15 protein-coding genes are annotated in these 13682 nt (G+C 38.9%); 9 read left to right on the top strand and 6 right to left on the bottom strand.

Going from position 1 to position 13682, the window contains the following annotated elements:
- A partial coding sequence (locus Q0R51_RS08035; protein WP_294757954.1) for an NAD(P)-dependent oxidoreductase occupies window positions 1-401 on the top strand: 401 nt, incomplete at its 5' end.
- 98 nt (window positions 402-499) lie between these two features.
- Here Q0R51_RS08035 and Q0R51_RS08030 read toward each other — a convergent pair.
- From Q0R51_RS08030 to Q0R51_RS08020, 3 genes are all read right to left on the bottom strand, one after another.
- On the bottom strand, window positions 500-1267 hold the full coding sequence (locus tag Q0R51_RS08030) for a pyrroline-5-carboxylate reductase (RefSeq protein WP_294757951.1): 768 nt from the start codon (window positions 1265-1267) through the stop codon (window positions 500-502).
- Window positions 1268-1281: 14 nt separating this feature from the next.
- Window positions 1282-2145, bottom strand: a complete 864-nt coding sequence (locus Q0R51_RS08025; protein ID WP_294757949.1) for an aldo/keto reductase — start codon at window positions 2143-2145, stop codon at window positions 1282-1284.
- Between the two features lie 63 nt (window positions 2146-2208).
- Window positions 2209-2919, bottom strand: coding sequence for a YjjG family noncanonical pyrimidine nucleotidase (locus Q0R51_RS08020; RefSeq protein WP_174794504.1), 711 nt, complete (start codon window positions 2917-2919; stop codon window positions 2209-2211).
- A gap of 636 nt (window positions 2920-3555) precedes the next feature.
- Between Q0R51_RS08020 and nrdJ the strand changes: the two genes are divergently transcribed.
- The 5 genes from nrdJ (at window position 3556) to Q0R51_RS07995 (ending at window position 7733) form a co-directional block, all read left to right on the top strand.
- Window positions 3556-5790, top strand: a complete 2235-nt coding sequence (gene nrdJ, locus Q0R51_RS08015) for a ribonucleoside-triphosphate reductase, adenosylcobalamin-dependent (protein WP_294757948.1) — start codon at window positions 3556-3558, stop codon at window positions 5788-5790.
- A 23-nt stretch (window positions 5791-5813) separates the two neighbouring features.
- Window positions 5814-6197: a DUF4430 domain-containing protein gene (locus tag Q0R51_RS08010; RefSeq protein ID WP_294757946.1), complete on the top strand. Its 384-nt coding sequence runs from the start codon at window positions 5814-5816 to the stop codon at window positions 6195-6197.
- A 79-nt stretch (window positions 6198-6276) separates the two neighbouring features.
- The gene (locus Q0R51_RS08005; protein ID WP_122037101.1) at window positions 6277-6669 is read left to right on the top strand and encodes a DUF4430 domain-containing protein; all 393 of its coding nucleotides are present in this window, start codon (window positions 6277-6279) and stop codon (window positions 6667-6669) included.
- Between the two features lie 6 nt (window positions 6670-6675).
- Window positions 6676-7194, top strand: a complete 519-nt coding sequence (locus Q0R51_RS08000; protein WP_046324079.1) for an ECF transporter S component — start codon at window positions 6676-6678, stop codon at window positions 7192-7194.
- The gene (locus Q0R51_RS07995; protein WP_294757943.1) at window positions 7191-7733 is read left to right on the top strand and encodes a cob(I)yrinic acid a,c-diamide adenosyltransferase; all 543 of its coding nucleotides are present in this window, start codon (window positions 7191-7193) and stop codon (window positions 7731-7733) included. The genes Q0R51_RS08000 and Q0R51_RS07995 overlap by 4 nt, the downstream gene beginning before the upstream one ends.
- Window positions 7734-7809: 76 nt before the next feature.
- On the opposite strand, the gene Q0R51_RS07990 is transcribed toward Q0R51_RS07995, so the two are convergent.
- Window positions 7810-8673, bottom strand: a complete 864-nt coding sequence (locus Q0R51_RS07990) for an NAD(P)-dependent oxidoreductase (protein ID WP_294757941.1) — start codon at window positions 8671-8673, stop codon at window positions 7810-7812.
- Between the two features lie 468 nt (window positions 8674-9141).
- Here Q0R51_RS07990 and Q0R51_RS07985 point away from each other — a divergent pair, with 468 nt between their 5' ends.
- Both Q0R51_RS07985 and Q0R51_RS07980 read left to right on the top strand, forming a co-directional pair.
- Window positions 9142-10887 (top strand): 1-deoxy-D-xylulose-5-phosphate synthase, encoded by a 1746-nt coding sequence (locus tag Q0R51_RS07985; protein ID WP_294757939.1) that lies wholly within the window; start codon window positions 9142-9144, stop codon window positions 10885-10887.
- A 33-nt stretch (window positions 10888-10920) separates the two neighbouring features.
- Window positions 10921-11787, top strand: coding sequence for an alpha/beta hydrolase (locus Q0R51_RS07980; RefSeq protein WP_294757935.1), 867 nt, complete (start codon window positions 10921-10923; stop codon window positions 11785-11787).
- A gap of 5 nt (window positions 11788-11792) precedes the next feature.
- Here the strand turns inward: Q0R51_RS07980 and Q0R51_RS07975 are convergent, their stop codons facing one another.
- Window positions 11793-12146 (bottom strand): MerR family transcriptional regulator, encoded by a 354-nt coding sequence (locus tag Q0R51_RS07975; protein ID WP_046324075.1) that lies wholly within the window; start codon window positions 12144-12146, stop codon window positions 11793-11795.
- Between the two features lie 316 nt (window positions 12147-12462).
- Between Q0R51_RS07975 and Q0R51_RS07970 the strand changes: the two genes are divergently transcribed.
- Window positions 12463-13341, top strand: coding sequence for a LysR family transcriptional regulator (locus Q0R51_RS07970; RefSeq protein ID WP_294757931.1), 879 nt, complete (start codon window positions 12463-12465; stop codon window positions 13339-13341).
- Between the two features lie 87 nt (window positions 13342-13428).
- On the opposite strand, the gene Q0R51_RS07965 is transcribed toward Q0R51_RS07970, so the two are convergent.
- Window positions 13429-13682, bottom strand: a 254-nt coding sequence (locus Q0R51_RS07965; RefSeq protein WP_294757928.1) for an ABC-2 family transporter protein, incomplete at its 5' end; no start/stop codon positions are given.

The raw sequence follows: 13682 nt of genomic DNA, 5'->3' as shown, positions 1-13682 counted from the left end.
CACTTCACGTTCCTGATACTCCAGAAAATGTTCACATGATTAACGATGATTCAATCAAGAAGATGAAGGACGGCGTTGTGATCGTCAACGTTTCTCGTGGACCATTAGTTGATACAGATGCAGTTGTTCGCGGTCTTGATTCAGGCAAGATTTTTGGCTTCGTAATGGATACTTACGAAAACGAAGTTGGTATTTTCAACAGTGACTTTAGTGGCAAAGAATTTCCTGACAAGCGTCTGGCTGACTTAATCGCACGGCCAAATGTTTTGGTTACACCACACACAGCCTTCTACACTACTCACGCTGTACGCAACATGGTCGTTAAGGCCTTTGACAACAACTTGAAATTAATTAAGGGTGAAAAAGCTGATACTCCAGTTGATTTAGATAAAGAGTTTTAATTTCTAAACTTATTTCCCTTCTTAAATACACTTTTAACATTTCAAATAATACAAAAAGACACCAGATAAAATTATCTGATGTCTTTTTTAGGCTTAATTTAATTAGCAGAAGCATTTACTGCTTGAATTAATGCGTTTCTAAAGCCCAGTTCTTCCAGTTTGGTGACGCCCCTAATAGTTGAACCACCTGGCGTAGTGACTTCATCTTTTAATTCTTCAGGCAGTTTCTTGCTAGCTAATGCTAATTTACTGGTACCCAAAAGCATTTGGTTAATTATCTGGTATGATTCTGCCCGCTTAACACCGTTTTGCACAGCAACATCACTAAGAGCCGCAACCAGCAAATCAACGTAAGCAGGTGTGCACCCGGCTACCGTACCATAGATACCCAGTAAATTTTCGGGTACGACATATACTGTTCCCATTTGTGTAAAAATCTTTTTCACAGCAGCGATTATTTCCGCCCTTTCATCTGGCAGAAAACTAATAACAGTAATGCCAGCTCCAACTTGAACCGGTGTGTTGGGTACAACTTTGGCAAAGGTAGTGCCTTGCGGAAGATTTTCATTAATCTGCGTCAGGTCACCACCACCAGTTGACAAAATTATGCCATGATATTTTTGGCCTAAATTTTTGATGATGGTTGCAGTAATTGAGCCGCCCACTGCAACTACCACCGCTTGGCAGTCCTTAAAATCATCATAATTATTGATCAAGGTTAAGTGCAGCTTAGCTGCAAGTTTTTGCGCTGTGTGATGCTGTCCGCCGTCAAAAACATAGATATCTTCACTGGGATTTTTAGCATTTAACAAGCCCTTAATAATTGCGGCGCCAATCTTACCAGCCCCAATAAAGCCAATTTTCATCACTTATTCACCTTTTAAAAATCCGTTTGATCTGGATCGTTTGCTAACTTACCTGCTCCATGCAAACCATCAAGTTTAGCCATATCTTCTTCAGATATAGTAAAGTCAAAGACTTGTAAGTTGGATTCAAGACGCTCGCGGTGGACCGATTTTGGTAATGGAACAAAGCCATGTTGCAACGACCAGCGTAACAGGACTTGTGCTGGACTTTTACCATAGCGTTGGGCTACAGAAACTACTGTCTCGTTGGCAAATAAATCTCCTCTGCCAAGTGGTGAGTATGCCTCACTCAGAATACCCAGTTCTTTGTTATAAGCTGTTACGTCTTCCTCCATATCACTAGGATTCAAGTAAATTTGATTTACAGCCGGACGAATTTTGGCAGTTTTCAGTAATTCAGCCAAATGCTTGCGTCTAAAATTAGAGACTCCAATTGCACGAATTTTTCCTGCTTGTACTGCTTCTTCCATTGCTTGCCAGCTCTCTGCGTTTAATTCAGCCCAGTGATCACGTACAGGGGCCGGGTTAGGCCAATGGATTAGATACAAATCAAGATAATCTAAGTCTAACTTAGTCAAGCTTTCGTCAATGGCAGCTTTAGTTTTTTGATAGCCGTGATGATCGTTCCACAACTTAGTGGTCACAAACAAATCATGTCTGTTCACTCCACTTACTTTGATTCCCCGGCCAATACTTTCTTCGTTACCATATGCGGCAGCAGTATCAATTAACCGGTAGCCAATGTCCAGTGCATCCTCAACGGTTTTTTGGGCAACTTCACCATCAGGAGTTTGCCAGGTTCCCAGTCCGATCACTGGTATTTTGACGCCATTATTTAGTTCATAAGTATCATTTAAAGAATGAATTTTGCTAGTCATAATTTTTCACCTCTCCCATCATTATACCGGATTGAACTATACTTCTACAGCAAAAGATAGCAATTATTGCGGCTGCTTTTGGAAGTCGCTTTTAAGTAAGGCTACAAATTCAGGATAAGTAGTTACTTCATATAACGGATGCAAGTTCATCGTATTTTTCCGTTTTCTATGGTTATACCAAATACTATCAAAGCCATATTTTTCTGCACCTAGTATGTCTGACTGCAAACCGTCACCAAAGAAAACTGTTTGTTCCGGGCCGATTTTAGTATGAGCAAAAAAGTAATCAAAGATACGGGCATCAGGTTTAGCAAATCCTGCTTCTTCTGATGTCACAATCAACGAAAAATAATTAGCGATTCCGGCTAATTGTAGCCGATGTCTTTGCATATATGCTTCGCCATTGCTCAAAATAGTCAATGCATAATTTTGTTTTTTGGCATAGCGTAAAGTATCAACTACACCCGGCAGCAGTTTGTGAGCTTCACTAAAATAAGAGCGGTATTCGTTCATTACTGCTAAGCCGTCAATTTCAATCCCGAATTTAGCTTTAATAAAATTGGCAAAAGCTATTTTACTCAGCTGCTCATAGTCGATCTTGCCCTGCTCAAGCTCACGCCACAGACCTTGATTATATGCATGATAGTCCCGCTGCAGCTCATCGGTTAACGGCCATTGGTGCGCTTTAAAAAGACTCTGCAGAGCAAAACTTTCTGTAGCAGCAAAGTCAATTAAGGTATCATCAACATCAAAAATTATTTGTTTATAACGCAAGCATGTTCTTCCTCTCCAACTATTCCTCAGAATATAATGCGTATTCACTAAAAATTAGTGTGGAGATTCATTATAACAATATTTCACAGCTAAAGAACATAATTAACTATTTTTAAATTTTGTTTACATTGCTACTGCGATTTCACAAAATAAGCTATAATATCCTTTAATTTAAGTAAAAGGGGTGATTGAGCATGTTTACACTATTATTGGTTTTATTTCTCATTTGGCTTTTTGTCAAAATGGGTATTGGCGTTTTTAAAATTCTCTTTTTCCTTTTGACCTGTGCTCTGACTTTCTTTTTCTTTGTTCAATTACTGCTTCCGGTAGCTATCTTTCTGGGAGTCATTTTTCTCATATTTACCCTAGTTAGACGCTAGTTTATCCCCAAAATTAAACATATATTAAAGCATAATAAGTGTCATTTATAACTTATTATGCTTTTTTATATCTGCGAATGCTATATGATTTTTTATTAACCTCGATAACTTACTCGCACATCACGTTATGACTTTTTCTTGTGTCCCAAAGCAAATCTTTCTCTCACAAGTACAAGATATTGTGGTATAGTTCTATTGAACACCATAGATAATGTGTCTGTGGAACAATAATCAATTTTAAGGAGTGACTTTGAATATGAAAAATACGAGCATAACGTTGGATCAGGGTTACATTGATCAAGTGAAACAAAATGTCACCCCCCATTGGGGAGAACTTGGCTGGGTTACTTATAAACGGACCTATGCCAGGTGGCTTCCTGAAAAAAATCGTTCCGAAAATTGGGACGAAACGGTTAAACGCGTAATTGAGGGCAACATTAATCTTGATCCTCGACTCAAAGGCACTCCTTCAAAAGAAGTAGTCGCTGAACTAACAAACGAAGCCAAGGATTTATTTAAACTAGTTTACGGTTTAGGAGCAACACCTTCTGGACGTAATTTGTGGGTTTCCGGCACCGACTACCAAAAGCGCAATGGTGACTCGTTAAACAATTGCTGGTTTATTGCTATTCGGCCGCAAAAATACGGTGATAGCCATATAGTCCCAGACTATTTAGGTCAAGCGCAAGAAGCAGTTTCAATGCCATTTTCATTTCTTTTTGACGAATCAATGAAAGGCGGCGGCGTTGGCTTTTCTGTTGTGCAAGACAATATTAAAAAGATTCCTGCAGTTGATAATAAAATCGATTTAACGGTTGTAATTGACAAAAAGAGTGCTTCATACGCTGATTCAATTAAACTTGGTGCAACGGATAAAGATGAATGGGCCAAGCAAAGCAAGGACAAATCAGATTACGTTTATTACAATTTGCCTGATACTCGCGAAGGCTGGGTTTTAGCTAATGCCCGTTTAATCGACATGCACTTCAATCAAACTAATCCCGAAAATAAGACCAAGCTGATACTTGACATCAGCAGAATTCGGCCTTATGGAGCCAAAATTCACGGTTTTGGCGGTACAGCTTCTGGTCCTATGCCATTAGTAGAAATGTTTTTCGATATTAACAACATTATTAACAACCGGGCTAGTGGCAACTTAACTTCTGTTGATTGTACAGATATCTGCAACCTGATTGGTAAAACAGTCGTTGCTGGTAATGTAAGAAGATCAGCGGAACTAGCTTTAGGTACAAGCACCGACCAAGACTTCATCACTATGAAGCAAGATAAAGATAAACTTTACCACCACCGTTGGGCCTCAAACAACAGTGTAGCCATTGATTCTAACTTTGATGAATATGAACCGATCGCAAACGGTATTAGAGAAAATGGTGAACCGGGAATAGTTAACCTGGATTTATCTCGTAATTATGGCCGGATCATTGACGGTTATCAAAAAGATATTGACGGTGATGTTGAAGGTACCAACCCTTGTGGAGAGATTTCCTTAGGTAATGGTGAACCATGCAACCTGTTTGAAGTATTCCCGTATATTGCCGAGCAAGAAAACTGGGATTTAAAAGATGTTTTCAGATTGGCAACTCGCTTTGCTAAACGAGTAACCTTTAGTGACTACGACTGGGAAATATCCCGCAACATCATTTCCAAGAACAGGAGAATTGGTGTTTCAATGTCAGGTATTCAAGACTGGCTCTTAAATGATTTAGGTCACCGCGTTGTTACCGGCTTTGAAGACAGCGTTGATGAAGAAACCGGTGAAAAAATCAAGAAGCCAATTTACGATCCTCAAGGAATTAAAATGGTCACTTCCGCTTACCAAGCTGTCGTTGATGCTGATAAAGAATACAGCAAGACTTTAAGCTGCAACGAGTCAATTAAACATACTACTGTTAAACCTTCAGGTACTGTGGCCAAATTAGCGGGAGCTTCTGAAGGAATGCACTTCCACTACGCCGGCTACCTCATTCAACGGATTCGGTTCCAAGCTTCTGACCCACTGCTTAAAGCGCTCGATGCCTGTGGTTACTACTCAGAACCAGATATTTACTCACCAAACACAACTTGTGTCGAATTCCCATTGCGTGCTGCTCACGCTGACAGCAAGAACTTTGCCTCGGCTGGCACGGTTTCAATTGAAGAACAATTTGCAACACAAGCCTTTTTGCAAACTTACTGGTCAGATAACGCAGTCAGTTGTACGGTTACCTTCCAAAGCGATGAAGGGGACAAGATTACACCACTGTTTAAACAATACCGGCATGTGATTAAGTCAACTTCTTTATTGCCATATTATGGTGGCTCACTGAAACAAGCGCCAAAAGAACCTATTGACAAAGAAAAATATGAAGAAAGAAAAGCTGAGATCACCGGTGATGTTGCTCAAGTATTTGCCGAGCAAAACGATGATCAAAAAGATTTGGAGTTAGTCGATCAAACCGACTGTGAATCTGGTGCATGTCCTGTTAAATAAATTAAGTAGGCGAAATTTTAGTCATGAAAAAAAGTAAATTACCAGTAATTGCCAGCGTCACCGCTATTTTTGCCTTTAGCCTATCTGATTGTCAGAACAACCAGACAAAGCCAAAATCTAAGACAAATAATATTTCCGTTAGCTATGTTTTAGCTGCTAAAAATGATACTGAAAAAAAGACAGTTAAAGTGCCGCAAAAATCTACTGTAATGACTGGCTTGAAAAAGGCATGGAAAGTTGACAGTAATAAAGGCTTTATCACAGCAATTGACGGTAAAAAGCAAAATGCTAAAAAGCAAATTTACTGGACTTACACTATCAATGGCAAATACGCTACCAAGGGCGCTAACCAGCAAAAAGTCGCAAATAAAGACAAAGTCAAGTTTACTTTAGCCAAAATGAAGTAAAACTATTGGCCGTGCAAGTGACTAAGTACGAACTATTTTAGTGCTTGCACAAAAATATTAATAGATTGGGAGTTTATATATGAAAAGAAGCAAATTATCAGTTTTGACCGGAATAGCCACTATTTTTACCTTTACCTTTGCAGGCTATGAAACAACTCAAAATGTCCAACAGGTTGATGCCAGCAGTAAGATCAAAGTTACTTACACTCTAAAAGTACATAATAAGACCTACAAGAAGAAGACTATTAAATTGCCAAAGCATTCAACTGTAATGCGTGGTTTAAGAAAATGCTGGAAAATAAAGAGTGACCATGGACTTATTACTTCAATAGCTGGTAAGAGCCAAAATCCAAGTAAAAAAATCTATTGGACTTACAAAATAAATGGTAAGTTCGCTCAAAAAGGTGCCGCAATTCAAAAATTGGCAAATAAAGATAAGGTTAAGTTTACTTTAGCAAAAGTTAATTTCTAATTTGTTATGGCACGTAATTCAACTAAGAAATTAGCATTACTAGCGATTTTAACAGCCATGTGCGTAGCGCTGAGAATTTTCAAAATAATTCCTGTGCCTAATGTCCAGCCGGTAACCGATATTTTAATGATTGTAACGTTAAATATCGGCTTCGGCTTTGGTTTTGCCTTAGCTCTTTTGACCATGGTCGTCTCCAATATTTACTTAGGCTTTGGCATTTGGACTGTGGCACAAGTTTTAGCCTTTGGCGGCTGCGTTTTAACCGTTGCTTTGCTGGATAAATTCACGCCATTGAAAAAGCATTTTACTTTGCAACTGATTCTCGCCGTTTTTCTTGGTTGGGAATATGGCTGTTTTGTCGACTTCGGTATGTCTATTTTCGGCGGCTTTAACGCATTCTTGGCCTACTGGGCTGGTAGTTTAGTCTTTGATACCTACCACGCCATTGGTAATTTGGTATTCTACCCGATTCTCTACAAGCCACTGAATATTGCGCTTGATCATTACAAACGGAGGCTTTTATGACGATTAAAATTTATACTAAGGTAGGCGATCAGGGCTTTACCAAACAGGTTACCGGTAAAATGGTTCCTAAATACGACCTGCAAATTGTTGCTGTCGGTGATATTGATGAACTTGATTCATACCTCGGTGTCGTAATTGCCAATTTGTCTGCCAAATGCCAAGAACTGCATGACCCTATCCAAAACTTACAGCGGGACTTATATGAACTAGAAAGCGATATTGTTGTCAAAAGGCACGAAGAGATTACACCTGAAACAGTGACCAAGCTAGAAAAGGAAATCGACGAACTTAATAAGAAAATACCCCAAACAACCCATTTCATTTTGCCTGGCGGTTCGGTTACGGCAACTCATTTACATTATGCTCGGACAGTTGCCAGACGGGCTGAACGTTCCATGGTTAAATTAAACGCCGAAGAGCAAGAGTTAGCTCCTGCCTGTTTAAAGTATCTCAACCGTTTATCAGATTACCTTTTCATTCTAGCGCGCTATGCCAACGTACTGGATGGCGTTCCTGAAGTCAAAAGTAAAATCAAATAAGTTTATTAGCATTTAAAAAAGTGAAGTAGTTCCAACCAAGAATTACTCCACTTTTTCTTTATCTTAAATTAGTATTTTACTGCCACCAGAGTTTAATTAAACCTTGTGTGCCCAAATCACCTAAGTGCTTTTCATCAACAAGTATCTCATATAACTTCTTAGCTTCTGCAGTAGCCGGCAAGTCAATTTTCATTTCTTTCGCAGTCTCTAAAGCAATGCGCAAGTCTTTCAAAAAATGCTTACTGAAAAAGCCTGGAGTATAGTCACTCTTTAAGACGCGCGGACCGTAGTTACTTAAACTCCAGTTAGCAGCACTACCAGCACCAACAGTTTTAAGGACGGCTTCAAGATCAAGACCGGCTTTTTTGGCATAAACCAGCATTTCTGTCATGCCAGTCATGGTGCCTGCAATCATGATCTGGTTAGCCATTTTAGTATTCTGTCCCGCACCAGCTGGTCCAAAATAATGAACTTGCTTTCCGAAATCCTTAAAAACAGGTTCCAAGTTTTGGTATGCGGACTCATCACCACCAACCATAATGGTCAGTGTACCGTTCTTTGCGCCCAGGTCACCGCCTGAAACGGGAGCATCGAGGACTTTTGCTCCTTGTTTTTCACCCGCGGCGAAAATCTTTTGCGCTAAAGCCGGCTTGGAAGTTGTCATGTCTACCAAATTTTTACCCTTAACTTCGGCCTGTAAAATACCGTTATCACCAAAATAAACTTGCTCAACATCAGTTGGAAAACCAACAATCGTGAAAATGGTATCGGTTTGTTCAACTACAGCTTTAGGATTGTCACACCAAGTAGCACCTTTAGCAACTAGATTATCAGTCTTACTCTTTGTCCTGTTATAGACCCACAGCTCGTGGCCAGCTTTTAATAAGTTAAGGCAAATCGCATTACCCATTACGCCAGTGCCAATAAAACCTATTTTCATAATCAACATCTCCCTTATTAAAACGTTTTCTGGACAATTTAATCATACCACTAACTTATCTTTAATAAGCAGGTATTTAGATTTTGATTAACAAATAGCTCTGCCTGTCCACCATATTCCGGCATCTCTAATAAAGTACAATTCTTGATGGCCCACTTGCACTTAGATATGCACTCTGATTTATGCACAAAATGATATTTGATTATATTTTCCAATTGTCATTTTGATCCCCTAATCAATTTCAAACGTACCTAGTAATTATAGTTTAAACGATGCCATATCATTTTTAACTAAAAAATTAGGTTACTATTTGACTTAACCTTAACTTTAAGTACTACAATTTTGATAATTATAAAATTTATCCTGCTGAACATAGCAATTGCTATAATTGTCAGCTCGCTACCACAATAAAGTATTTTATAATTATTAATAAAGATTGAATAAATTAGTGCAGGGAGGCACTTGAAAATGAACAAACATGAAGATTTCTTATTAAACCACATTGCTGGACCCCAGGATCTTAAAAAATTAAGCATCCCTGAAATGGAAAAATTAGCCCAGGAAATCAGAACATTAATCTTAGAAAAAGATGCGGCTGAAGGAGGTCACCTTGGTCCCGACTTGGGGATTGTGGAGGCCACAATTGCCTACCATTATGTCTTTAATGCACCCGAAGACAAAATTATTTGGGACGTTTCGCACCAAACATATCCTCATAAAATGTTAACCGGACGGGCACAGGCCTGGCTTGATCCTGACCACTATGAAGATGTCACTCCGTATTCTAATCCGGACGAAAGTCCTTATGATTACTATTCAATTGGTCATACTTCAACCTCTATTGCGCTAGCAACAGGTATGGCTAAGGCACGCGACTTAATGGGTAAGCATGAAAATATCATGGCTTTAATTGGTGATGGTTCGATGACTGGCGGACTGGCCTTTGAAGGTTTAAACAATGCCGCAATTGAAAAGCACAACTTGGTAGTTGTAGTTAATGATAATCAATGGTCAATTGATGAAAATGTTGGCGGCTTAGTGACTGCTCTGAAGAAATTACGCGATTCAAACGGCCAGACTGCCGAAAATCCGTTTACAGCAATGGGCTTTGACTACCGCTATGTCGCAGACGGTAATAACCTGACTGATATGATTGCCGCTTTTAAAGCAGTTAAAGATGTTGACCACCCCATTTTATTACACATTAATACGCTTAAGGGCAAGGGCTATGAGCCCGCAGTTCTTGATGAAGAAGCTCACCACTGGGTCTCACCGTTTAATTTGCAAGATGATCAGCCACTTGCTCCAGAAAGTCAGAAGCCTACCCCTAATTCAGTGGCGCTTGACGTGATTAAAGATGAGATTAAAGCAGGAAAAAGCGTCATGGCGATTGATGCAGCCATTCCGGGTGTCTTTGACCTGGAAGAGTTCAAAAAAGAATTTCCCGATCATTACACGGACGTGGGCATTGCTGAACAAGAGTCTGTTGCTTTTGCCACGGGGTTTGCCAAAGAAGGTGGCATTCCGGTTCTAATGGAAAATTCTACTTTCTTACAGCGTGCTTTTGACCAACTTTCTCACGATACGGCTGCCAACGACCTGCCAGTTGTAATGCTAGTAGCTGGCGGGCGAATTTCTAACCAGTCAAAAACGCACTTGGGAATCTTTGACCAAGTAATGGTTTCTAACTTACCTAATTGGATTTATCTTGCTCCTACTACACTAGAAGAAGAAAAAGCAATGATTAAGTGGGCCATTAAACAAAGAAAACACCCCGTTGCTATTAAAATGCCGGCTAATGTGCCAGATTCAGACGAACAAACAATAGCGACTGATTATTCAGAAATTAAGTATCGGGTTAAACCAGGTAAAGATGTGGCTGTCATAGCATTAGGTGACTTTTATCAATTAGGAAAAGACGTGGCACATAAGTTAGGAGCTACCCTAGTCAATCCACTCTCTGCCAATATTTTGGACAAACAAGCACTGGACCGGTTAGCAGCCAATCACCAAGTAATTGTTACTCTTGAAGATAACTCTCTAGATGGCGGCTTTGGGCAAAAAGTGGCATCCTACCTTGGAAAAACCAAGGCTAAGGTGCTCAATTACGGCCAAAAGCGCGTTTATACTGATCAAACTCCAGTTACAGAAATTTACCAGCAAAATCATTTAATTACTGCTCAAATTGTGGCGGATGTACAGCAGCTTTTATAATTGCAAACTATGGCTGCAAGGAGCTGATTAATAATGACTAAAAAACATAAAACTATCATAGCAGGCACATTGCTATTAGTGTTATTGCTACTTGCGGTTTACATCTTCAAAAACAACTACCAAAAAGAAAATGGTGCCAGCATTCGCATCGCTACGCCAACACTTTTTGTACATGGCTGGGGCAGCAGTTACCATGCTGAAGAAAGTATGGTCGCTTATGCCCAAAAACAGCATGCTACTAATTCTGTCATACGCGCTGATGTTAGTCCTGCCGGTAAAGTTACTCTATTTGGAACAATAAAAAAACGGGCCAAGAACCCGATAGTTGAAGTCAACCTCCAAAATAATAAGAGCATTTTTGCTGGAACAAATAATCAAATTGCTGCCATGAACAAAAGCAGCAATTATATTAAAGACGTAATTAATGCACTGCAAAAAAGGTATCGTTTTAATCGCATCAATTTAGTAGGACATTCAATGGGTAATTTACAAATTGCCTATTACTTGCGCAATAATGCCACTAATTCGCACATGCCTCACCTAAATAAACAGGTTTCAATTGCCGGCCATTATAACGGTTATATTGGAGAACAAGGGGCACCAAATAAAACTGTCTTAAATCGCGCTGGCAAACCCCGAAAAATGAGTGCAGGCTACCGCGGACTTCTAAGTTTGAGAAAAAAATTTCCTCAAAATGCTGACGTCCTGAATATCTATGGTGATATGGGGTCTGGCAGTGATGGTGACGTTACCGTTAACTCTGCCCGTTCTTACCGTTATTTAGTCAGTAAACGCGCCCGTTCATATCAGGAAAAAGAAATACGTGGTTCTCGCGCCCAACATAGTAAATTACATGAAAACACACAAGTTGACCGTTTGCTAGTTAACTTTCTCTGGTAATTAGCTTACTGTATTTTACCTTGATCGTATAAACTTATTTTGTTTTTTAACCGCGCAATGGTAACTTGAATATTTTGGTCTTGCTTTTCTAGCCTATGCAATTCTTTGACTAAAATTTGCCGTCTGGGTTTCTTAGTATCACTGCCCTGCTGCATCAATTTAGTATATTCCAGCAAATCATTTACCGGAATTTTCACTTGACGCATGCACTTAATAAAACTAATCCAGGTAAGATCTTTTTCTTCGTAGTTTCTGACGCCATGTTCCTTCTTTATCGCAGGTATTAAGCCCATCTTTTCATAGTATCTCAGAGTTACAGGCGTTAAATCTACTTTTTCTGCTACTTCTGATATTTTCATTATTGTTCCTCTTTCCGATAATTAAACTTAGATCTAAGTTTAAGCATTAGCTAAAAAAATATATTAATGTAAGAATAGTAATCTTACTTATTTTGCCAAACATAGATTAAAAAAGTGACCTATAATCAATCATTATAGGTGCTTTTTATATATTATTCATTTTATATAAATTAAAATAACGCAATCTTACTTAACAATTAAAATTTTAGTCATATCAGTTTTTATGTAAAATACTTATTAAACATGAATTTTTATAACCAAATTGCATTAAAGGGACTTTTTAGCGGCAAAAACAATTTAGCAAGGAGAAGATAATATGGAACTAAGAGTTTTAAATTACTTTGTAGCCGTGGCCCAAGAAGGCAATATGACCCGTGCTGCCAGAAAGCTGCTTATCTCCCAGCCAGCTTTATCAAGACAAATTGCTGAACTGGAAGCTGAACTTGGCGTTAAATTGTTTAGCCGTAAGTCGCGGCATTTAGCTTTAACTCCAGCAGGTCATTATTTACTTGAACAGGCACAGGAAATTTTAGATTTAACTGCTAAAACCAAAAGAAACTTGACAAAAGCTTCTTTTATTAGTGGCGATTTAACCATCGCTGCGGGAGAAAGCCTCGGGATGCAGCGGGTCATGAATGTGGTCAGCGCAATTATTAAAGAGCATCCTTCTGTTAAAATTCACTTATTAAGTGGGGACTACAGTTATGCCGAACGCAAGTTAGACAACGGGACGGTTGACTTTGCAGTCATTATCGGGAACGTTCCTTTAGCTAATTACGCCTCTTTAACTTTACCCGAAAGAGATACTTGGGGAATTTTAATGCCTGCTAATGATCCTTTAGCGCAAAAAGCAGTGATCAAACCAGGAGATTTACAAGGACGCTCTTTATTAAATTCACAGCAAGCGCAAAAAATGCACCTTTTTCAAAACTGGCTAGGTAATTACTATGACACTGTGAATTTTATTGGCAGCTATAACCTAAACTTCAACGGCACTTTGATGGTTAAAAATCATGCAGCATTAATGCTCACTTTAGATAAATTAGCCGACACTTCGAAAAACTCTGGTATTACGTTTAGAAAATTGCAGCCAGAGCTGCACCAAGCTATCAGGGTGGTTTGGAAACGTGAAGTTAACTTATCACCAGTTGCAGAATTATTTTTAAAATTACTGCAGGAATCAATTTTTAAGTAATAATACTTAATGCCAAAAAAATGAAAAGAAAAAGAATATCATAGACTTTAAAAGCCCTGTAGCCATAAACTACAGAGCTTTTTAGTGTTAACTGCCAGTACTTTGGTATTTTTGTAAAAACACTCGCCATAACTGATAAATTACGATAAAAAAGAATACACAGGCGCCAGGAATTAGTAAAAGCCAGACCCACTCATGCTTAACTGCAATTTTTTCTTGTGGAATTGAAGCAATCCAGCCGATTGGCAAGATAAAGGTCATAATTAGCCTTAAAGCCGACGAATAAATCGCTAACGGGTATTTACTCATGTCAAAAAAGTCAAATGTTGTTTCTGCCAAGT

The organism is uncultured Lactobacillus sp., from assembly GCF_946477725.1.
GTDB lineage: Bacteria > Bacillota > Bacilli > Lactobacillales > Lactobacillaceae > Lactobacillus.
The sequence above is the reverse complement of the archived record's forward strand: the minus strand, read 5'-3'. Positions and strand labels throughout refer to the sequence as shown.